Source organism: Patescibacteria group bacterium, assembly GCA_041662665.1.
Taxonomy (GTDB): Bacteria; Patescibacteriota; JABMPQ01; order JABMPQ01; family JAQVVF01; genus JAQVVF01.
In genome coordinates this window covers 264,640-287,260 of the sequence record JBAZSC010000001.1, presented here as the reverse complement: position 1 = coordinate 287,260, position 22,621 = coordinate 264,640, and the positions used below count along the sequence as shown (strand labels likewise).

19 protein-coding genes and 5 tRNA genes are annotated in these 22,621 nt (G+C 32.1%); 5 read left to right on the top strand and 19 right to left on the bottom strand.

Annotated elements, in window-relative coordinates; genetic code table 11:
* Positions 1–82 precede the first annotated feature (82 nt).
* Positions 83–1,684, top strand: a complete 1,602-nt coding sequence (locus WC663_01515; GenBank protein ID MFA6296006.1) for a hypothetical protein — start codon at positions 83–85, stop codon at positions 1,682–1,684.
* Positions 1,685–1,848: 164 nt separating this feature from the next.
* Here the strand turns inward: WC663_01515 and pheT are convergent, their stop codons facing one another.
* From pheT to WC663_01455, 12 genes are all read right to left on the bottom strand, one after another.
* The gene (pheT, locus tag WC663_01510; protein ID MFA6296005.1) at positions 1,849–4,182 is read right to left on the bottom strand and encodes a phenylalanine--tRNA ligase subunit beta; all 2,334 of its coding nucleotides are present in this window, start codon (positions 4,180–4,182) and stop codon (positions 1,849–1,851) included.
* A 13-nt stretch (positions 4,183–4,195) separates the two neighbouring features.
* The gene (locus WC663_01505) at positions 4,196–4,522 is read right to left on the bottom strand and encodes a DUF120 domain-containing protein (protein MFA6296004.1); all 327 of its coding nucleotides are present in this window, start codon (positions 4,520–4,522) and stop codon (positions 4,196–4,198) included.
* 55 nt (positions 4,523–4,577) lie between these two features.
* Positions 4,578–5,600 carry a phenylalanine--tRNA ligase subunit alpha gene (gene pheS, locus WC663_01500; protein MFA6296003.1) on the bottom strand — a complete coding sequence of 341 codons (1,023 nt, stop codon included), beginning with the start codon at positions 5,598–5,600 and terminating at the stop codon, positions 4,578–4,580.
* Between the two features lie 23 nt (positions 5,601–5,623).
* Positions 5,624–5,869 (bottom strand): hypothetical protein, encoded by a 246-nt coding sequence (locus WC663_01495; GenBank protein MFA6296002.1) that lies wholly within the window; start codon positions 5,867–5,869, stop codon positions 5,624–5,626.
* A 57-nt stretch (positions 5,870–5,926) separates the two neighbouring features.
* Positions 5,927–6,319 carry a hypothetical protein gene (locus WC663_01490; GenBank protein MFA6296001.1) on the bottom strand — a complete coding sequence of 131 codons (393 nt, stop codon included), beginning with the start codon at positions 6,317–6,319 and terminating at the stop codon, positions 5,927–5,929.
* A gap of 16 nt (positions 6,320–6,335) precedes the next feature.
* Entirely contained in the window at positions 6,336–6,713 is a 378-nt protein-coding gene (locus WC663_01485) for a hypothetical protein (GenBank protein MFA6296000.1), read from the bottom strand.
* A 135-nt stretch (positions 6,714–6,848) separates the two neighbouring features.
* Positions 6,849–10,826, bottom strand: coding sequence for a UvrD-helicase domain-containing protein (locus WC663_01480; GenBank protein MFA6295999.1), 3,978 nt, complete (start codon positions 10,824–10,826; stop codon positions 6,849–6,851).
* Between the two features lie 3 nt (positions 10,827–10,829).
* Positions 10,830–11,468 carry a hypothetical protein gene (locus tag WC663_01475; GenBank protein MFA6295998.1) on the bottom strand — a complete coding sequence of 213 codons (639 nt, stop codon included), beginning with the start codon at positions 11,466–11,468 and terminating at the stop codon, positions 10,830–10,832.
* 43 nt (positions 11,469–11,511) lie between these two features.
* Positions 11,512–12,375 (bottom strand): hypothetical protein, encoded by an 864-nt coding sequence (locus tag WC663_01470; protein MFA6295997.1) that lies wholly within the window; start codon positions 12,373–12,375, stop codon positions 11,512–11,514.
* Positions 12,376–12,426: 51 nt separating this feature from the next.
* On the bottom strand, positions 12,427–13,245 hold the full coding sequence (locus WC663_01465) for a hypothetical protein (GenBank protein ID MFA6295996.1): 819 nt from the start codon (positions 13,243–13,245) through the stop codon (positions 12,427–12,429).
* A gap of 121 nt (positions 13,246–13,366) precedes the next feature.
* Positions 13,367–14,014 (bottom strand): HAD family phosphatase, encoded by a 648-nt coding sequence (locus WC663_01460; GenBank protein ID MFA6295995.1) that lies wholly within the window; start codon positions 14,012–14,014, stop codon positions 13,367–13,369.
* A gap of 1 nt (position 14,015) precedes the next feature.
* Positions 14,016–15,260, bottom strand: coding sequence for a DNA recombination protein RmuC (locus WC663_01455; protein ID MFA6295994.1), 1,245 nt, complete (start codon positions 15,258–15,260; stop codon positions 14,016–14,018).
* A 483-nt stretch (positions 15,261–15,743) separates the two neighbouring features.
* On the opposite strand from WC663_01455, the gene WC663_01450 reads away from it, so the two are divergent.
* The 4 genes from WC663_01450 (at position 15,744) to WC663_01435 (ending at position 17,775) form a co-directional block, all read left to right on the top strand.
* A complete protein-coding gene (locus WC663_01450; GenBank protein MFA6295993.1) occupies positions 15,744–17,345 on the top strand; it encodes a M20/M25/M40 family metallo-hydrolase in 1,602 nt (533 codons plus the stop codon).
* A 109-nt stretch (positions 17,346–17,454) separates the two neighbouring features.
* A tRNA-Met gene (locus WC663_01445) sits at positions 17,455–17,528 on the top strand.
* 88 nt (positions 17,529–17,616) lie between these two features.
* Positions 17,617–17,690 (top strand) — tRNA-Met (locus WC663_01440).
* Positions 17,691–17,701: 11 nt separating this feature from the next.
* A tRNA-Asp gene (locus tag WC663_01435) sits at positions 17,702–17,775 on the top strand.
* A gap of 66 nt (positions 17,776–17,841) precedes the next feature.
* Here the strand turns inward: WC663_01435 and WC663_01430 are convergent.
* The 7 genes from WC663_01430 to WC663_01400 form a co-directional block, all read right to left on the bottom strand.
* Positions 17,842–18,699: a hypothetical protein gene (locus WC663_01430; protein MFA6295992.1), complete on the bottom strand. Its 858-nt coding sequence runs from the start codon at positions 18,697–18,699 to the stop codon at positions 17,842–17,844.
* 5 nt (positions 18,700–18,704) lie between these two features.
* Positions 18,705–20,021: an FAD-binding oxidoreductase gene (locus WC663_01425; GenBank protein MFA6295991.1), complete on the bottom strand. Its 1,317-nt coding sequence runs from the start codon at positions 20,019–20,021 to the stop codon at positions 18,705–18,707.
* Positions 20,022–20,033: 12 nt separating this feature from the next.
* Positions 20,034–20,771, bottom strand: a complete 738-nt coding sequence (locus WC663_01420) for an SDR family NAD(P)-dependent oxidoreductase (GenBank protein ID MFA6295990.1) — start codon at positions 20,769–20,771, stop codon at positions 20,034–20,036.
* A gap of 26 nt (positions 20,772–20,797) precedes the next feature.
* Positions 20,798–21,055 carry a DUF3850 domain-containing protein gene (locus WC663_01415; protein MFA6295989.1) on the bottom strand — a complete coding sequence of 86 codons (258 nt, stop codon included), beginning with the start codon at positions 21,053–21,055 and terminating at the stop codon, positions 20,798–20,800.
* A gap of 360 nt (positions 21,056–21,415) precedes the next feature.
* A tRNA-Ser gene (locus WC663_01410) sits at positions 21,416–21,502 on the bottom strand.
* A 90-nt stretch (positions 21,503–21,592) separates the two neighbouring features.
* The gene (locus tag WC663_01405) at positions 21,593–22,222 is read right to left on the bottom strand and encodes a hypothetical protein (protein MFA6295988.1); all 630 of its coding nucleotides are present in this window, start codon (positions 22,220–22,222) and stop codon (positions 21,593–21,595) included.
* 168 nt (positions 22,223–22,390) lie between these two features.
* A tRNA-Ser gene (locus tag WC663_01400) sits at positions 22,391–22,475 on the bottom strand.
* Between the last annotated feature and the right edge of the window lie 146 nt (positions 22,476–22,621).

Genomic DNA, 22,621 nt, shown 5'->3' with positions numbered 1-22,621 from the left:
CAAAATAAAAAAGATATGCTAATATAATACGTTCGAAGGGACAGGACCGTACCCTCAATTTTTGAATCCAAAGGAGGACGAGATGGCACTGAAAGACTTGTTTTATTATTTGCATTTGGATTTCATTCTTCTCGTTGGACATGTCTCACCAGATCGAGATGTTGCAGGTGCATTTGACATGTTTTGCCGAGCTTTTGGTTTGTCGAATATGGATGCTAGAATTATTTTGTTGTTTGTGAAAAACGGAGAGACATACACTGAATATGGATTTTTCCATGCAGGACTCGGACGTTTTCTTTCATATGTTGATGATGAAGAAGAATCAGATGGAAAGTCAGAAATTTCAGTAGCTCGAAACACGGTCAAAAGATCGCGCGTAATGATCATTAACCTTGATACAGGATGCAAGTTCGACCCATGGACTGCTGAAAAGTTCAAGGCTGGACAAAGAGTGTTTCATTATGATCATCATGCCAATCTTAAGACAGTAACAAATGAAGATGCAAAGAGAGTTGTTTTTGTTTTGAATGATAACTCATTGAGAACAAAGCGACTGTCTGCAGTAAAGAACAAAATGATCGAAAGTTTCAAACTTTTCTCTTTCGATCGTGACAAAGTATTTGTTGAATTCGTAGATGATGATGGACATTTCCCTGAATATGATGATCAGACTCTTGTTATCTGCAAGGGCATTGGAGATGAATATATCCCTTACAGTACTGAAGAATTTCAGAAGGGCAGAAGAGTTTTCTACTACCAGCCTTGGTCTGCAACTGGACTGGTATTCAGAGCTCACAATGATCGCTTGACTAAGCTTCCGAATTTCGAGCATATCCAAATCATGACTGATTTCATTGATGCAAAAGACAACGGCAGACCTTTTGATGGCAGGCCTCATTACGAGATGAATAATCTCTATGGCATCACTAACCTGATGCGAGGGATGAATTATCGCGTAACACCAGGCGGCTCAAGAGATCATGCCTTCTATGCAGAATCTGTTCAAGCTGCTTTTTACTGCATCGAAGCTTTCTTTTCAGTTCGAGAAATGTTTGGCTATAACTTGAATGAATCGCAGAAGGGTCGCTATGTAAACCGTTATGGCATCAGCTATTTTGTTGGAGATTTCAGTCAGTCCAGAGTAAATGGACAGACTGCAAGATTCTTTTTCAGCAAGCCTCCTTACATTGAACCAAATGATTTGTATCCAATTGGAAAAAAGCGCGTGGATTTCGTTGTTACTGGTCACAAAGAGCGTAATCAGCTCGTGATCTATAACACCGGCTTCCAGAGCGTTGACCTTTTGGATACTGCAGAAATCGTCGCTAGGATCAGAGCTCATTATCCCGAGATTGAGCTCGAGGTCTATACTGACGATCGAGATTTTTGTCTTCATGTTGATTCGAATGTTGTGGATTTTGATTATCTTGCTTCTGTAGTCGAAGATTTGATTGAAGAGCGTCGTGATACGTTCATCAATCAGATGCTTTCCGGAAAGCAAGAATTGCAAACACAGATTGAAGAAATCATTGAGATGCGAAATGCTTCACAGCAAGGCAAGGCTTGGCGTGAATTCTACCACAGCCTGACCTCTGACAAGCAATCGCTCGCAATGATGATCTTTTTCCAGATGACTTCAGATCGCGGATCTGATGAAATTCCATCAATTGCAGTGACAGAATAAGTTGCACCTTTTTTGACCGATTTACGTCGGTCTTTTTTTTGGTCTCACTCTAATAAATTTTCGAATACAGCGAATACTTTTTCTAATACAAAACAAGACTTTTTAGGTCTTGTTTTTTTTGCCTGCCCGCCGTAGCTCCAAATGACGAGGAGCGAAGGCGGGTTTTATTGTTTTCTGACCTTGGCTTGGAATTTCTGGCTAAGCTGATTGATAATTTTTTGTTGAATTATTTTGACTTCTTGATCCTGCAAAGTTTTGTTTGGATCTTGATAAATTAGATGATAGGCTAAATTTCTTTCATTTGACTGTAATGGCTTGCCAGTATAGACATCGAATAATTTTGCTTTTATCAATAATGGATGACCAGCTTTTAAAATTTCTCTTTCAATTGTTGCTGCAGGAATTGTTTTATCTAAGATAAATGCAAGATCTAACGTAACTTCTGGAAATTTTGGAATAGCCTGAAATTTCTTGTCTTTTTTTGATGCATCAACTAATTCATTAATATCTAATTCAAAGAAAGCAACTTTTATTTTTTTGATTCCCATTTGATCAAGATTGTTTTGATTAATTAATCCCATTTTGCCAATTATTTTTTGTCCTTGCTTTATTTCGATTGATTTGCCGTTAATTAAATATTTTGGTGTTTCTTCTAATTGGGCAAATTGGCAAGTAATATTTAATTTTATTAACAAGCCTTCTAAAACACCTTTTAGATTATAAAATATTTTTTCTTTTTTACCGCTAATTATTCCAGATAAATATTTTTTTTCGATATCTTGATAAACATGGCCGATTTCAAAAATTTTAATGCTTTCAAATCTTTTGGAATTTAAGCGAACATTTTCTAATAAACCTGGTAAAAGCGAAGTACGCAAATATTGCAGATCTTTTGATTGCGGATTCAAGACTTTTATATTTTGCGTAAAATTAAATCCTGATTTTTGCAATAAATTCTGCGAGACAAAAGAATAATTGTAAGTTTCAGAAAAACCAAAACCAGCTAAAATATCTCGGGCATTATTTCCTAATTTCAAATCTGCTAAATTGGCAACTGGTTCTAATATTTGGATTAAAGCTTGAGGCTTGATATTGTCATAACCATAAATTCTGGCGATTTCTTCAAATAGATCTTCTTGATTATGAATATCCATTCTGAAATATGGCACTTCAACAATTAAATTCTTTGTGCCAGTAATTTTGAATTCCAATGATTTTAAAATTGATTTGATTTTTGATAAAGGAATCTTCTCGCCTAAAAATTCATCTGCTTTTTCTGGATCCAATTTAATTTTGATTGCTTTGTGTTTTGAGGAATAAACATCGCTGACTGAACTTGCGATTTTAGCTTTACAAATTTCTTGGAATAATTGGACAGCTCGAAGCATTGCATAAGAAGCTAATTCTGGGGCAATATTTTTTTCAAATCTTGTTGCAGCTTCAGAATGCAAACCTAATTTTCTGGCTGTTTGTCTTATTGAATAAGCATAAAAATTAGCTGATTCTAAAATTATTGATTTAGTATTTTTGGAAACTTCAGAATCAAATCCTCCCATTACACCAGCAACTGCAATTGGTTTTTTGGAATCTGCGATAATTAACATTTCAGAATCTAACTGTCTAACTTTGGCATCAATTGTTTTTAAGCTCTCGCCTTTCTTGGCTTTGCGAACTACAATTTTATCGCCAATTTTATCAGCATCAAAAGCATGTAATGGCTGGCCGAATTCCAACATGACATAATTAGTAATATCAACAATATTGTTAATTGGTCGCATGCCTGCTGAAGTTAGTCTTGATTGCATCCACAATGGCGATTCCCCTATTTTAATATCGTCTAATTTAATTGCCATGTAGCGAAAACAAAGATTTTTGTCTTTGATTTCAACTGCAATTTTTTTGTTAACTTTTTTTATTTTTGGTAATTTTGGCAAAGATAATTTTTTCGATTCTGCTGCTGCAATTTCTCTGGCAATACCAATATGGCAAAATAAGTCAGATCGATGAGTTAATGATTTGTTATCAATATTAAAAATAATATCGTCTAAATTCTGGTATTTGCTGAATTCCTCACCGACTTTTGCGCCTTTGTCCAAAGCTAAAATGCCTTCTGATTTTTTGGCTAAGCCCAATTCTTCTTCAGAGCAAATCATGCCAAAAGATTTTTGGCCTCTGATGGCAACTGGTTTGATAACCATGCCATTTTGTAATTTTGTGCCAATGACAGCAACTGGAACTTTTTGGCCTTCTTCCAAATTTGGAGCGCCACAAACAATGTCTAAAATTTCTTTGCCTATATTTACTTTTGCTAAATTCAAACGATCTGCATTTGGATGCTTCTTTTTTTCAATAACTTCGCCAATGATTATGCCATAAAATTTTTGAGAAAGATCTTCGATTTCTTCTACTTCAGCAATGGACATAGTTAAATCATCTCCAGTTTTTTGTGGATCAGAAATCTTAACATAGTCTTTTAGCCAATTAACAGATATTTTCATAATCGTTATAAAATTATATTTCTATTATTACTTCATCGCCATCTTTAATATTTAATTTATCCCGTAATCGAAAACCACTAGCAATTTCTAAAACTGTTTTAGGATAAATTCCTTTTTCTTCTTCGTTTTTATCAGTTCTTAAAATAAAGGCTTTTACGCCATTTATTTTGCAAGGTAAAATATTTATTGATACTTTACCTTTATATTCTTCTTTTTCCAACCTCATTCTTTTTTTGGGGAAGGAAAAAGGCTTTTCAATTTTAACGTTCAAGGTACCAGGATAGAGTTTAATTCCTAATTTTTTTTCATACGCCTGCATTAATCCTGGTATGCCAGACATTTTTTTTGAAAAATCACCAATTCCTGTAAAAATTTTCCCATTATATTTTTGCATTTTAAAATTGATTTATAAATCTTAAATCACCAGCCATAAATAATCTGATATCATTAATTCCATATTTCATCATCGCTAATCTTGTTAAACCTATACAAAAAGCAAAACCTGTATATTTGTTTTTTGGATAACCTGCAAATTGAAAAACTTTCTGATGAATCATGCCACAAGGAATTAATTCTACCCAGCCAGTTTGTTTGCAGACAGGACAGCCTTTACCACCACAAATTGCACATTGAAAATCAAGCTCAAAGCCTGGTTCAACAAAAGGAAAATATCCTGGACGGAGTCTTACTTTAACATCATTTTTTTTGAAATAGGCTTTTAGAAATTCTTTTAGAGTACAAATTAAATTAGCGACAGAAATTTTTTCAGAAACGATAAAACCTTCGCATTGATAAAAAGTATGTTCATGAGATGCATCAGTTGATTCATTTCGAAAACAGCGTCCTGGGACTACTATTTTGAGAGGAGGTTTTCTATTTTCCATAATCTTCACTTGCATTGCAGATGTTTGGGTACGCATGACATATTTTTCTTCAGGTTTAAAATTGACAAAAAAAGTATCTTGTGAATCTCGTGCTGGATGATCTTTGGGAATATTTAATGATTCAAAATTATAATAATCAGTAACTAGTTCAGCACCTTCATGGACTTCGAAGCCCATTGATTTAAAAATTTCTTCAACTTCGCGCGAAACTAATGTAATAGGATGCAAATGTCCGATCTCTGGTCTGATGCCTGGCAAGGTTGTGTCAAAAAATTCGCCAGTTTGATGGCTTTTTGATTTCAAAGCAATAATTTTATTATTCAAAGCCTGATTTATTTCATGCTTAACTTGATTGCTTTGCGAACCAAGTTTTTTTCTTTGATCAACATTTAATGTTGGCAAGGTTTGAATTATTTTTGTAAGCAAACCAGATTTTCGGCCTAAAAATTTAATTCTAATTTGCTCAACCAGTTGTGTTGAATTTGCGTTTTGGATTTCAGTTAAGGCTTGCTGTTTTAATTCTGTTATGTTCATATATTTTCACAAATAAGTTTTAATTAAATTTCAGTTTTTTCAAAACGTCCTGTCGGTTTTGCGTTTCCAAAATCCATGTCAAAAAGCTTGTCTACGATTTCGTCATCAATATCATCGTCATCTTCTGCTTCAACCTCTATATTAACTTCTCGCCATAAATCGTCAATTGCGGAACCATCTTTTCCCCAAGCCTCCATTTCAGCTCTAACCATAAATTTTTTCTTTGGTTCTACTTCTTGTGCGCTAGGTCCTTTTTCGTCAAATGACATAATTTTTATGTATTACTAATTAATGAATTTTAACTTAATGCTAATATATATAATTCTTTATTTTTCTTTTCTTTCACGCAAATATTTTTGGCAACTTTCTTTGTCATCAAGCTCAAGTAAAAGTTTGTTGCAAAAATCTTTAACATTGTATGGCGATGGCAAATCTAAAAACGGAACTTTTTCAATACTGACGCCACTACCAATCAACCCATGAAAAGCAATAAAGAAACGATAGTTTGGGATATTTGCTGAAACATCATATGTAAAATCCTGCACTTTGCGAAAAACCCAATCACCACCATCGTCATTTCCTAAAACTTCTTCAGCTTTTTGATAAATCTGTCCTCTAAAATTTTCAATTTCTGTTTTATAATCTTCCCATTCTTTTTCAGTTGGTTTTTCTTTTTCCAATACTGTTTCCTCTATAGATTGACCATATTCATTGTCCATATTTTTAAAAATAAACTTAAGCAGTATTGCGCGATATAAAATAAAATTCTATTAGCACAATACTTAAAACAAATAATGCACCATCCCACCAAGTTAATAATCTAAACGCTTGCAAAACTAATGAGCCGACTAAAATGATTGACAATAAAATTGCTTGACGAAAAGATGGATTGACATGAGCGAATAAAATTTCGTTTTTGGAAAACCAGACACGCAAATAAAAACCTGCAATAGTTAAAGTTCCAATACTTGCAAAAAACAAGCTGATATAAAAAGCAATCAATCCTAATGCTCCAGTATTGAATGGATTAACATAATACAAAATCAGACCGAAAGCAAGCCAGCAGACGATTGTGGATAGAAACATGCCGAGGAGATAAGAACGAAGTGTCATTATTTAATATTTAAGATATTCGGAAATTGAGATATTGCGGATATTGTCGATATCAAAACAATTTCCGAATATCATAATATCCGAATATCTATTGCTATTATAACGAAAAAAATTGGAATTGTCTACTGACGAAAATCAATGTTTAGCATGTTCACAGATATCCTTATAGTCACAAAATTTGCATGCAAAGCCTGGCTTGGCAATAAATTCTGATTCTTTAATTTTAGCAATTAGTTCTTGGACTTTTTGAATTATCTTTTCTTCTTTAATTGAATTTTGTTTAGCAGAATATTTTTTGTTTTGGTCAATAAAATAAAGGCTTAGTTTTGATGGTTTTAAATTTAATACTTTTTGGCAGGCATAAGAATAAATCAATAATTGCTCATTTTTCTCTACTTCCTTTTCATTCTTTGGCAATTTGCCTGTTTTATAATCAACGATCTCAACTGTGCCATCATCTAATTTATCAATGCGATCAATCTGGCCTTTTAGACATGTGTCTTTAATTCTTAGGTTAAAGCCTTTTTCTAAAAATAACGGCGCTTTTAAATTTTTATTATTTATTTTGTAAAATTCTTGCAAAGCTTTCTTGCCTTCTTCAAATCTTTTTTGTTCGTGCTTTTTGTCTTGATAAAAATCATCGATCCAAAAACTGTCATAATAACTTAATAAATCTTTTTCTGTCGGACTTTTTCCTTTTTGCAAATCAGCGAAAAAGTTTTGCAAAACTGCATGCATTGTTTTTCCATAACTTTGAGAAGAAGCGCCTGAACTTGGCAAACCAATAATATGGCGGAAACGGTATTGATGCGGACAAGTTTCAAATGCTTTAAGCTGAGTGTATGAAAATTTACTTGGTAAAGAATATCTTATTTTCTTTTTCGCGTTTTCTGCGTTAGGTTCAGCGTTATTCTGCGTTAAAATATTGTTATCGCGGAAACACGCAGAATCTAACGCAGAAAACGCGGAATTTTTATCAAAATGTTTTTTAATTTCAACTAAAAATCTAGAAATTTTCTTTTTTCTTTTTCCGCCATAATCATTGGCAGATGTAAAAAATAACCTTTTCTTTGCACGAGTCATTGCTACATAAAATAGTCTTCTTTCTTCTTGAATATTGGAATTTGAATCTGGCAATTGCTCTTTAATTAATTTTTCTGGCAATTCAATTAAATCTTTTCTGTTTCGAGATGGAAATTTTCCTTCAACCATATTGACGACAAAAACATTATCAAATTCTAATCCTTTTGAAGAATGGATAGTCAAAATTTTGATTGAATCTGGGCCTTCATCTAATTGGATTGGCGATGGATCCTCGCCTGCTTCAATCATCAAATCTAATTGATCAATAAATTCTGGAACAGTTAATTTTTTATTTTCCTGCAATTCTTGGATTCTTTTGAAAAATAATGAGATATTCAAAATCTTTTTTTCTGCTTCTAAATCTTTATTGGTTTGCAAATATTTTAAATAACCGGATGTTTTTAAAAAGTCTAACAAAACTTCAGCGGCATTTTTTTCCAAACTAAGTTTTGCATGTTTTTTAACTAGTTCAACAACAACTTTAAATTTTTCAACACTATCTTTATTCAGTCCGACAATTCGACTTGGTGTGCAAGCTAAATCAAAAATGCTTAAATTTTTACGACGGCTATAGGCAACAAGTCTAATTATATCTTCTGAATTTAATTTAAAAATTGGCAAACTTAAAACGCGATAAAAATTAATATTATCATAAAAATTTGCAACAACACGCAAATACGAAATTAAATCCATAATTTCTGGGCGAGAATAAAGTCCGCGAGATGCAATGAATTGATATGGAATTTTTTTTGAAGATAAAAGATTGATGAATATTTCAGCAGAAGAATTTGCGCGCACTAGAATTGCAAAATCTGACCAAGTTGATTTATCTTTTTGTTTTAGATTAATAATATTTTTGATGACATCAACTGCTTCTTGCTCATATGTTGCCTTATGGATATGATTGATTGCTAAATCGCTTTTAGATTTAATTTGTGATTTTAATTTTTTATTGATTTTATATTTTGCTTCTAACCGATCTGGATTATTTAATTGAATTGAATTATATGCTAAATCGAGAATTGGCTGAACTGATCGATAATTTTCTGTCAAAACTATTTTTTTGCTTTTGGGAAAATCTTTTTGGAATTGCAAAATATTGCTAACAGAAGCGCCGCGAAATTTATAGATAGAATTATGCACAACAATATTATCAGCAATGAAATTATGTGTTTTTTCGATTTCTAAATCATAGACATTGCTAGTCTTATTTTTTTCTTTGATATCAATTATTTCATCATAAATAATTTCTTTATTGTCTTTTTTTAATACAGGTAAAAAATGTCCAACAAGCAAATTTTTGGCTGGCATCATCAAGGCTTTTCGGTGTTTAATATTTAATGCGCCAACTTCAAATCTGGTTTCTAAAATACCGCCTGTAATTTTTTCTAATTTTAAAGCGATTTGTCCAACTTTTTGAAAATCTTGATCTGTATATTTAAACCTAAAACCATTTTTTCTTGCTTTTCTTAAATTAAAACCATTTTTCTTTAGTGTTTCAATAGTTTTCTTGTCCGATGTTTCTACTATTACAGAATGACTGATTTTGGGTCCAAAAAGGATGCCTCTTCTGACTTTGCTAACATGTTTACGGTAACACTGTTCAATTATGATTTTTATTCTTAAACTGCTACCGCGATTAACTGCATCTAACGCAAAATGATGAGCTGATAAATCAATTTTTAAATCTTTGGCTAATCTTTCCGCATTTTTATAAGTATCAAATTCTTGGTAAAGTTTTTCTAACAGTTCCTTATTCATAAAAACTCCAGGACGGAAACAAAAACAGGTTAAAGGAATTTGATATTTTAATGAAAGCAATGTTTCATAATATCTTGCTTCAATTTCTGATTTAAAGGACTTAATACCAATAATTCGATCAGCCCCTCGTTCTAATCTTAATCGCGTCGCTAAATCGTTAGTTATGCCAAGCCTATATCCTAAATTTCTTTTTTCCATTAAATAAACATAGTAATATTTTTTATCTGATTTTAAAGGTACAAAGCAAAACATTTTGTGATTATCAGTAATTGTAATTTTATTTCCATTTTTTGTTGAAATATTTAGGAAACGAGCATTTTTTTTATTTTTGATAACTTTATTAACTTGATAATAAGAGGTATGTCCCTTGCCCACTGCTGATAAAACTAATTCTCCTTTTTTTATTTTATTTATTTTCTTTATTCCAGTTTTTGTTTCAATTTTGGAATCAGGAGGCAGGCATTGGTCATCATCGCCGACAACAGTTAAATTATTTTGTGGCGGTGCTAAAAGTTGCAATAATTGATATTGGGCAAAATTAGTATCTTGAAATTCATCAACTAGAATATATTGGAATTGTTTTTGATATTTTTTTAGAATATTTTTTCTTTTTTTAAATAATTTTAATGTTTCAATAATTAAATCACCAAAATCCATCTGACTTTCGGCGACCATTAATTCTTGATATTTTTTGTAAGATTTGGCAACTTCTGACATTTTGTCTATGGTTTCTTTGTCCGCCGAAGCTCCCGCAGGAGCGGAGGCGGATAGTTTTTTGACGAATTTCAAATAATCTTCTGGCAAGATATTTTCATCTTTAGCGCGAGAAAAATGTTTGATTAATTCTGAAATAAATGAATTAGGATTGCCTAATGGTCTATAATATTTCAAATCAAAATCAAAAATTTTGGATTTGATGAACATCCATTGTTCTGCAGAAGTTAATAATTTGTAATTTGGGTCTAAGCCAACATCTAAGGCGTTATCTTTTAAAATTCGATCACAAAAACCATGAAAGGTTTCAATCCATAAATCTGTATAACCATAAGGCATTAATTTGTCTACTCGCTCCTCCATTTCAGCAGCTGCTTTTTCAGTAAAAGTTAACGCTAAAATATTTTCTGGCTTTACTTTTTTTTCCAAAATTAAATAAGCCAATTTTTTAGTAATGGCTGTTGTTTTTCCTGTGCCAGCGCCGGCAACGATAAGTAGTGGACCTGTTTCGTGTTTGACGGCTTGGAGTTGTTCTGTATTAAGATCTTTTAACATATTTTAAATTAAACCCATCTCTTCTTTTTTTTCAATCAACTTTAATGTAAGCTCTCGGGACAAATGAATATTTGGATCATCTAATAATCCTAATTCTTCTTCAGGGAAATCTACTAAACCTTGAAGAGAAAGTATTCGATCACCTGTTGACAATCTCCTCAACAATATCCTTGCCGATTCGACAGATAATGTTTTTAAGTTGTTTAAATATAAATCTCTGGGTGGAAAATCGATAAGTGGAATAGGTGCGTGACCGACTCTTTTGATTGAGGCGGGATAAACAATTTTCTGAGCAATTTCTGGAGTTAAATAAGTTAATTCCTTATAATTACGAAATTTTCCATTAGAAATTTCTTGCCAAATTTTTAAATTATGTTGAAGATCTGGGATTTGCCTGATTTCGGCAATTGATAATTGTTCTCCGTAAAAATCATATTTTAATCCTTCTAAATCTTTTCTTAAATCTGCAACTTGGCCAGCAGTTATTTTCCCATCAGCTTGCATTGCTTCATGAATTTCATTGGCATGTTCAACAAATTGTTCTGATTCAGGAGTTTTAACAATTTCTAAACCTGTTTCAGATTCTGTTTCTTTCGTTTGTTGAATATCTTTTAATTCTACTTGCGATGGTTGTTCTGGCATAGTTTTAATTTATTTTTTATGACGGCTTGGCGTTTGTTCTAGATTAAGATCTTGAAGCATTTTGTTTGGCTTTTAAACTTTTTAGCCTTTCTTTTTGTGTATCAGATAGAACAACTTTTGTTCCTTCTAACTGCAAAAGAGCAGAATCGGAAATAGTTTCTACACCTCTTAATAATACGTACGTAACTTTGCTGTGCGCAAATTTATTTGCAGCATAATCTGAAAGTGATTTTATACTATTTAAGTATAATCTACCGCCATTGAATTGAGATAAATATTCTGCTTGTTTGTCCGATAAAGACGTTAAGCTTGATAATGAAATAAGGTAACTTGAAGATTTTGATAATTCGAGCATTGATTCGTCAGATATTTCGGTCAAACCATCTAAAAAAATATTAGCTTTAAAATCTTTAAAATTTTTTATTGTATCAGGAGTGATTCTTTTGATGTTGCTTAGCTTTAAGTCCATAAGATCTTCAACGCCATAATCATGTATTTTGAAAGTTTCTTCATTTTTTTTATTATATTCTTCAACTAGAACTTGTGCCACCTTTGGCAAAAGATAAGTAAGATCTTCTTCATTTTGGCTCCATCGACTAATTAATTCTCCAGACATTATTTTTTTCCAAATTTCATAATTATGTTGAAAATCTGGTATTTGTTTTATTTCTGCAATAGTCATTTGCTCACCACATACATCAAATTTAAATTGCTCTAAATCTTTTCTTAAATCTGCAACTTGGCCATATGTAATTTTTTTATCATGTTCTATTGCTTCATGAATTTCATTGGCATGTTCAACAAATTGTTTTGATGCTGGAGTTTCAACAATTTCTAAACCTGTTTCAGATTTTGGTTCTGATTCTTGGGCGATATCTTTTAATTCTATTGGTGGTTTTTCGGACATAATTTTAATTTATTTTTTATGACGGCTTGGCGTTATTGTAAGTTAAAATCTTTAAGCATTTTGTTCAGCTTTTAATTTCTTTAATCTTTTTCCCAACTCTGGAGATAGATCGATTCTCCCTTTACCTAAAAATTTCAATCCATTATCAGAGATATGGACTAGACTATCTAACCAAGTATAAGAACCACGTTGCCCGATAAATCGCGCAGCATTGTCCGATAAAGAATTGACACCGTTTAAATTGAGCCTACCTTGAAATTGAGACAAATATTCTGCTTGCTGATCAGATAATGATACTAGATGACTTAAAGAAATAAATAAACTAGCTGAATGGGACAACTCGAATATAACTTCATCGGAAAGTTCTGTAAATGTACTCAAATAGATTCCTGACTTAAGACTTCTAAATTCCTTTGCTATCTTAGGTGAAATTTTTTTTAAAGAATCAAAATATAAAGCTTTCCAATCATCCTGATTACTGATCTTTTCGTTTTTTTTATTATTTTCATCAACTAACTTTCGAGTTACGTTAGGAATAAGACCAGTAACTTGGTTATGTAAAAAAATATTTCCTTCCATTATAGATTTCCAAATTTCATAATTATATCCGAAATCTGGAATTTCTCTGATTTCTGCCAAAGTCATTTGCTCGCCACAAACATCTAATTTAAATCCTTCTAAATCTTTTCTTAAATCTGCAACTTGGCCATATGTAACTTTCCTATCACGTTGTACTGCTTCATGAATTTCATTGACATGTTCAACAAATTGTTCTGATTCTGGAGTTTTTACAATTTCTAAACCTGTTTCAGATTTTTGTTCAGGATTTTGTTGAATATCTTGTAATTCTATTTGTGGTTTTTCGGGCATAAGATTTTATTTATTTTCTACCTGGCTTTAGCCAAGGGGTCGCAGGGCTTTAGCCCTATTCGTTCGCTGGAGCTAAAGCTCCAACACCCCTCAGCTAAAGCTGGGTAGAAATTGCTATTTTTTAAACATTTTGAATCATTTTTTCGGTAATTTCTGAAAATTTATTTATGATAACATCAGCACCGACTAATTCTTTTTCATTATGTGTTGTTGTTATGGCAATACATTTCATACCAGCTCTTTTTGCTGACATTATTCCACTTTTTGAATCTTCAATAACTAAACAATTTTCTGGTTTTTGGTTAATTTTTTTGGTAGTTAAAAGATAAGGTTCTGGGTCTGGCTTGCTTTTTGAAATATCATCAGCGCTAATAATTATTTTAAATAATTTTTTAATTTTAAAATAATTCAAAACCATTTCAATTTCTTGGCGACTAGAACTAGATGCTAAAGCTAAAATAAATTTTTTATGAAGTTTTTTTATTAGATCAATAACTCCTGGATAACTTTTGATATTTTTTGGAATTAATTCTAAATATTTTGTTGATTTTTGTTCAACTAAATTACTTATTTTAACATTATCTAATTTGTATTTTTTAATTATTTCAATAAAACCTTGCTCATCAGTTTTGCCCATGCATAAATCCTTGTAGCCTTGAGACGTTAAAATAATATTGTATTTTTTACAAACTTCTTTAAAAGCTAATTCATGAATGGCTTCATCATTTATTATTACCCCATTCATGTCAAAAATTATTGCAGTGATCATTTTAATTATATAAATTTATACTTTCTTGTGTACTGACAGGTACTGCAACTTCTGGTTTGATTGGCAAAGCTTTTGTTTCAACTAATTTTTCTGGTTTGTTTGTAACATCATAATTTATCTCAGCTAATTTATCATTAAACTTGCCTAATCTTTTATCACTTTCATTATATTTTTTTGTTGCATTATTTAAGTGACTGCCTAAGACTTTGAATTCCTCGCCAAATCTTGAAAAATCGCCTTGCAGTCTTTTTAAATTATGCAAAATTTCTTTAGCTCCTTCTTCAATTTGCATGCCTTTTAAGCCAAGCAAAATTGCTTGGACATAAATATATAATGAATTTGGTGAGACTGGAAAAACTTTTTTCGTATAAGCAAAATTAACTAAATTATTTTCATCTTCGTCTCTGATTATTGTTTCATAATAAACATTTTCTGCTGGAATATACATCAAAGCATAATCAATTGTGCCTTCATCAGGTAAAATATATTTTTTGGAAATTGCAGTAATATGTTTTTTGACATCATCTTTAAACATTTTTTTATATTGTTTTCTCTCTTGATCATTCTTGGCTAAATTAATCATTTTGTGAAAATTTTCTAAAGGAAATTTAGCATCAATTGGAACAAGCATATTATCTTTTAATTTGATAACAGCATCAACTTTTTCACCAGATTTAAACATGTATTGTTCTTGATAATGATTTTTAGAAAAAGTCTGAGATAATAAATCGCCCAAAAATAATTCTCCCAAAGAGCCTCTTAATTTTGGAGCTTTCAAAATTTCTTGCAATCCCCTAATATCTTTGCCAACTTCAAAAATCTTTTTGTTGGATTCTTCCATTTGGGCTAATTTTGATTGAACAGAACTTACAACTTTGGCAGCATTATCAAGACGCGAGCCAACATTGCCTTGAGATTTTTGGATTAGCTCGCTATTTTCTTTTAATCTTTCATTAAGCTGACCTGTCTGATCATTTAACCTGGCATTTAGCTGACTAGTTTGAGAACTAATTTGAGCAAGCATTGTTTTTGTGACTTGATTTAAATTTTCGGAAATTGATTTGTTAGTTTGATTTAAATTTTGAGAAACATATTGATTTAAATTATCAATTCGCTCATGCAAGATTTTGTCATTTTCATTGCTTTCTGGCTCCGCTAGCTTTTTATTAATCTTAATAAGATAATAAGCAAGGCCTGAGCAAATTAAGGTTAGGATGGAAGTAAGAATGATTAAAAATGTTAACATGATTTTTGTTATTAGTAGCGAGTAGAATGTAGAAAGTAGAAAGTTGCCAGCTACATACTGCTTTCTACTTGCTACTCGTTTATTTTAACAAATATTAACTATCTTTAAAAGGTTGCCATCTTTTTAAATATTATTTATAATATAGATATCTACTAGTTACTGATTACTTATTTACTAATCACTAAAGTTATGGACATTACTGAAAAATTATTATTAACTTTTGCCTGTTCAACAATTATTTTGTTGTTTACGTTGATTTATGTAATTAGTCTTTGGGTCAAATGTTAGAAGAAGCAAAAATTTTAAGAGTTTATTTAATTATGGTCGCAATTATAGCATTTATTTTTTATGCTTTTTTGCCATTGCTGAAATATTTTTTGGGACCGAAATAAGTTGACGAAATTATAATTTAATTATATTCTGATATAACGCTCCTAAGGTAGGAGCGTTGTTCTTTGTCACAACGAGAGAGGAGGAAGAGAGATGATCGAAGTTGACGAAAGAGATCCGATGTTTGGAATGTGGTCACCGGTTGTAAATCGTTTTTTGGACTGTGTTCGAATTAATACTCAATCTTGCGAATCAGAAACTTCACCATCAAGCGAAGGACAATGGACATTGGCAAGACTCGTCAAATCTGAATTGGAAGCAATGGGTCTGAAGCCGCATTTGAGTGATACTTGTATTTTGGATTGTTTGATTCCAGCAACACCTGGTTTTAATGCTGCTGTTGTTGTAACTTTGTCAGCACACTTTGATACTGCTCCAGATGCTTCTGGAGATGTCAAGCCGTTGATTCATCGATTTGATGGCAAGCCAATTGAGCTCCCACTCGCAGATCCAGAGACAGGCAAAAAGGTTGTATTGTTTGACGATGGCAAGAATCGAGAGCATCGTTTTGGTCAGCGAATCATCACAAGTAGTGGAGACTCTTTGCTTGGTGCTGACTGTAAAGCTGGATTGGCTGGAATTATGGAAGCAGTTGCCAGATTGTTGAGCGATGAAGAAGAGCATCCGCATGGACCAATTGAGCTTCTTTTCTTTCCTGATGAAGAGCAAGGCATATTCAATGCGAACATGTTGCCCGATCGCCACCGCGATGTTTTGTTGACAGTTGATGGCGGAAAACCACCGATCGTTGATGTTGGTTGTTTCATCGGCAATAAGGTAACAGCAACTTTTGAAAGCAAAGGCATTAAAGTTAGCAAAGACAGAGTTAATACAAAGATGTCTTTGGTCTTTACTGGAAGAAGCGCTCATCCTGGACTAGATGGCGGTAATCTGGCTGATGCCAAGTATGCAGCGTCGCATTTTGTCAGAAAAGTATTGGACACAAAAAAGCTTGGTTTCTATATTCAGATCAAGAGTTTGTCAACTGTGAAATCTGAAGTTGATATTTTCTTTGACAAAGCATGCATTAGTGTTAATTTGTTGAAGAGCTTTACGCGAGAAGCTGATGCTTTGAATGTTGGTCTTGAATATATTATTTCGGAATATTCTGGCGAGAAAGAATTTCAAGTCTGGCCTGCTTTGCTTGCTGCGTGTTATTACGTGTCGGCAGTTCACCATAATACAGTACCGCCATGGAGGAGCAAGGATAAGCAGTCATTTTGCTGGGTTGATAGCGTGAAGATGGAAAATCCGGAAAAGGTTGTGGTGAATTCTATTCCAAGGACATTTGATGAAGAGGAAGCTGAACAGCTAGTAGCACTGCTCTGTAAACTGGCAGATGATCTGAAAACAAATGATCATTTTTCTGGACTTTTGGAAGTTTTGACTAACAAGAAAAAGTATTACCGAAATATCAAGTATGCAATTCAGGCTCATCCTTGGGTACTGGAGCCATTGCGTGAAGCGATGGCAATGTTTGATATGATCATGAAAGAATTTGATGCTCGAGGTGGTACAGATGTTGGCATAGCGAATATGGATTTGCCAGATTTGCCTGGACCAAACATGTGGAATGGAGCACAGAATATTCATGGAACTTCTGAATACATTTGGATGGATCATCTGGAGTTGTTGCCTGTTATCTTGGTTGAAGCAATGGAGAGATACGCCATGATCAAGCGATCGCACCTATAGCAAGTACTTAACTTGCTTTTTTATTTGTTTAATATATAATATATGTATTCCGCCTTCGCTAAAGCTTCTGCCTATGCTAAAGCTTCGGCAGATAAATCGGCGGACACGGCGCGGGGTAGAGCAGCTTGGAAGCTCGTCAGGCTCATAACCTGAAGGTCGGCGGTTCAAATCCGCCCCCCGCAATATTGAATTAGAAATAACTAAATTATAAATGAAAAATTTACGATTCTAAATTTTGTTATTTTTAATTTATAATTTTGTTATTTTTTTGGGCAGGGTAGCTCAGTTGGTTAGAGCACCACACTCATAAAGTGGCGGTCGACGGTTCGAATCCGTCCCCTGCTATTATAAAACATGGACTCGTGGTGTAGAGGCCCAACACGTCGCCCTGTCACGGCGAAGATCGCCGGTTCGAATCCGGTCGAGTCCGTTTGTTAAAAAAATTATTTTAAATAAAAAATCTGCCGATTATTTGACAGATTTTTTTATTTCTTAATTATTTTTTCCAAACTTTTTTTACAATATTACCAGCCAACAAATCAACATCTTCTCTGGCAAAATTAATATCTTGCTGAATTTTTTGTTTTTCTTCTTCTGAAAGTGGCTCATGTTTTCTTCTTTCATATGTTTTAATTTTCTCTGTATTAGATGTTTTTTCTATAATTATTTTTCCTGAGTCATCTTTTTTTATGCCAAAAATTTCATTAAATTCTTCTTCTGAAATTTCTCTCCCCTCCTCTTGAAATACATCGTTTGCTTTTTTAGGAAATGTGGAATATTTCTTTGTTTTTCTGACTCCAGCAAATCTTTCATGTTTTTCATGAAGGTTTGATCTGCCACCTACTTCGCCAACAACATATTGATTATTTGGACCAAGAACTTCTTTTATTTTATCCTGGTATTCAAAACCGGTTGATTCAACTGCAGCAACATCTAGATTTTCAATTCCAGAATCTTTTAAAGCTGTGACCATTTTTTTAATTGTTGTTCCATGAAAAACAAACTGTGTAACTAATAATGTTCTTTTTGTTTTACCAGCAATTATTTGTAATTTTTTTTGTAGTTCATAATAGTTCATTTGTCCTTGCCTAGGAAAATATAGCTGTCCACTGGCCAAAAAATAAGTTTTTAGATCTTGATAAGGATTTACTGTTTTTATTATCTTTCTTAACACTAAAGTTGGAATTCTGCCGCCAACTTCATCACTTATCAATGTATCATATTCTTGATTATCAATTTTTTCTTTGAGCTGTGAAGATAAAGATGTCATAGCTACTTCAATTTTAGCCAAATCCTCGAAATGAAATTCTTTTGTTTCTTCAGGCTGTTCTTTTATTATTTCAGGATTTGTCATAAAATTTATTTCACCATCTTTAAATATAGACCATTAAACAAATTATTTGGATCCGTTTTTTGTTTAACTTTATTAAAATTTTCTTGATTATAGATTTCCCAAAATCTGTCTTTGGAATAATAATTTTGTGAAATTAAAGTCTTGATGCCATTAAGTTCAAAAACTTTGTCCTCTAATATTTTAGCATAATTAATATTTTTTTCATTATTTTCCTTGCCATAAATTGCAGCATCAATGAAAAAAGCATCATCATTTTTACTAGCTAGATCATCTGAAATCCAAGGATAAATTTTTGGAGCTTTGTATGGCACAATCCATAATGGAAAAAAATCAAAATCTGTTTTATACCAATCGTAAAATTTTGGAAAATTATTATGAGGAATAAAGACATCAACTACAACATCTGGATTTTTGCCTTTATTAATTTTTGGACCAAATTTTTTAGATAATTTTATTAAATTTGTTGAACCTAGAACAAATTTTCCAAAAAACAATCTGCCAAAAAGTGTTTCCATTAACGGAATTTTTTTTGATAACCAATGGCAATCAGCATCGTAACGGTAAAAATAATCGTAAATTTTGAAATAATCTTCCTCTTTTTTGACAACTGATTTATAAAATATTTTTAACCAATCGTACCTTGAAGTATATGGCGCCTCATCTACCATATTACCTAAACATAAAATAAATAAATTTTTGTTATAAATTATGCCGTCAATAAAATCATATTGTTTTTCTTGGCAATATTTTTGTAAAACAGACCAAAACTTTTTAAAATTATTATATTTTTTATAAGTTAAATGGACGAATGGTTTTGCAGGTAAAAGTTTAAACTTTATTTTTGAAATTATTCCTAATGTTCCATAAGATCCATGAATCATGTCAAAAATATCTTGGTTTTTTTCTTTTGAACAAGTGACAATTTCACCGTTGCTTGTAATTATTTCATATTCTAAACAGCTATCATGAAAACCGCCATATCTGTAAGACATTGATTCTATTGAACAACCAGAAATTGCGCCACCTAATGTAATTGTTTTTAATTCTGGAACAACTGCCGGAATTAAATTATGCTTCAAAGATTCTTTAAGTAATTCCGAAAATGTTAGGCCTGGTTCAGCAACTCCAATATTTTTTTGAGGATCAATTTTAATTAAAGAATCCAAAGATTTTAAATTTATCTTTGGAAGCTTTTCTTTTTTTGTATGAGCCAATGGAACAAAATGAGAAACTGTTTTTTTTGAAAAAGAGATTGGCTGATTTTGCGATTTAAGATTTTTAAGTTGTTTTATGATATCTAAAACTTTTTCTTTGTGAGACATGAAATACAATAATTATCTTAATGTCCAGCCACCATCGACAACAATTACTTGGCCAGTGATATAATCTGATTTATCAGAAGCTAAAAAGACAACTGCATTAGCAATATCTTCAGGTGTTCCAATTCTTTTTTGAGGAACCATGGCAATCATTTGCGCCAGGGCTTTTTCATCCATTACTTGTGTCGCTCCTGGAGTTTTAATCATACCTGGCGCAACAGCATTAACATTGATTTTTTTTGGAGCTAGTTCAAGAGCTAAGGCTCTAATCATACCATTCACTCCACCTTTCGAAGCACAATAATGGACTAATCCTTCAAAACCAACAATTGATGCGATCGACGAAATATCAACTATTTTTCCACCTTCTGGCATTTCTGAAGATATTGCTTGGGAAGTTAAAAACATGCTCTTTAAATTAATGTCTATCACTTTGTCCCAATCAGCTTCAGTCATTTTGGCAAATGGTATAGACGGAAAAATACCAGCATTGTTAACTAAAATATTGATTTGATTAAATTTTTCAGAAGCAACTTTTGCAAGATTATCAACTTCTGCCTTTTTTGAAACATCACATTTTATGGCAATAGATTGGACTCCTAATTTTACGATTTCTGCAACAACTTGTTCGCAAGTTTCTTGATTAATGTCTGAAACGACAACATTACAGCCTTCTTTTGCTAATGCCAAAGCTATTCCCTTGCCAATTCCTTGGCCAGCGCCAGTTACAATAGCGGTTTTGTTTTTTAACATAATTTTTTTGTTAATTATTTTTATTTTTAAAATGAAATTATTTGAAAACCATGTTTTTTAATTTCTTTTTGAGTCCAAAATTTGATGTCTTTTGTTTTTAAAATGAATTTTACTTTTTTGGAAATTTCTTTGCCAGTATATTTTTTTGTCTTTGGATTATATTCTTTTAAAATTAAGGTATCGCCTTTTTTAATTTTAAAATCAGCAAGCCGAAGATCAAAATTTTTATTACCAGCTTTGACTTGTTTAAATAAATCTGGCCATGCTTTTTTAATGATTTTCATAAAAAAAATGTTTTCTTATAAATGCTCTACCGGATCCAGATTTAAAATATTTTTCAAGCTTAAAGGCTGTATATTTATTTTTTAAAACAATATAACTTATTAATTTTATTGGTCTGAGATTCTTTGTTGCTATTACGTGACCATTTTGATGCCGGATTAATCTTTTTTAATATCTGAAGTACATCCAATATACAATTTGTTAAATTTCGTTTCTAAAATATAAACATAATGCATTATTTCACCCTCCAAAAAACGGACTTTGTCCGTCGAAGCCCGCCTGTGAAATACAAAAAAACAGATATTGACTTTTTTACTTAGCTATCCCGCCTTCGCTTTTGCTAAAGCTACGGCGGGCGAAGACGGAGAGGGTGGGATTCGAACCCACGGCAACCGTGAGGCTGCGCTAGTTTTCAAGACTAGTCCTTTCGGCCGCTCAGGCACCTCTCCAGAATAATTTTAAATAACTAAATGAAAAATAACAAAATTAACTTCTCGACTAAGTCAATGGTACCTTAGTATAATCGATTTTTCAAGAGTTTATTTATTTTTTAACTTTTTTTCAAAATAAGTAGCATAAAGTAAAGCTAGGCCAAGCCCAAGAAAGGCAAATTTTTGCAAGATTGTTGCAAGAGGTTCGATTCTGAATAAATATGTCAGACCATAAGAAAAAACGGAAAATTGCAAAATTGTCTGCCAAAAATAATACTTGAATTGTTTTAAATCTTTTTTTAAATTAAATAAATATTTTGTAGCAATTAGCCAAAGTGAAGCTACAACTAGAGCTGAACCAAAGATATGAAGATATTGCCGAGAATCATCTGGACTAAAACATGCAATCAAAAAACCTGAAGAACATAGAAATGTAAATATTAGAATAAAAAGATCTTTTTTTCTATAATTATTTTTGTAGAATTTGTAAAATAAGCTGATCATTATCATTCCACTAGTAAACATCTCAAAACTGTAAATAATTGATGATATATTATTTTGTATTCCGTCAACTGTTTTGACATCGCTGAGATAACTAAACGGATATGACCAAAAATTAAAATTGCCATTATAAAAAATTAGTCCAAGAAAAATAAAAACTACATTAACAACAATTAATGTAGCAAAAAAATTATAAGACGATAATTCTTTAATCTTTGTTTTTGTATTGCTAAACATAACTTTTAAAATTCTATAATTTTTATTATTGAATCCACCTTCGCTAAAGCATCAGTAGAAGCGGACTTTGTCCGTCGAAGCCCGCCCAAGAATTATAAAAAAACAGATATTAATTTAAATACTCATCTTTCCCGCCTTCGCTTTTGCTAAAGCTTCGGCGGGCGAAGACGGAGAGGGAGGGAGTCGAACCCTCGATATCTTTCGATATACAAGCTTTCCAAGCCTGCGCACTAGGCCACTATGCGACCTCTCCATTGCGAATAACTAAATTATAAATGAAAAATGATAAATTACAATACTATGGCATTCGAAATATTCGAAAAAGCATTCGAGTGAGGCCAAAAAAAGAGCCCGACGAATCGGACTATATGGTTAAAAAAAGAACGTGTATTTTACAAA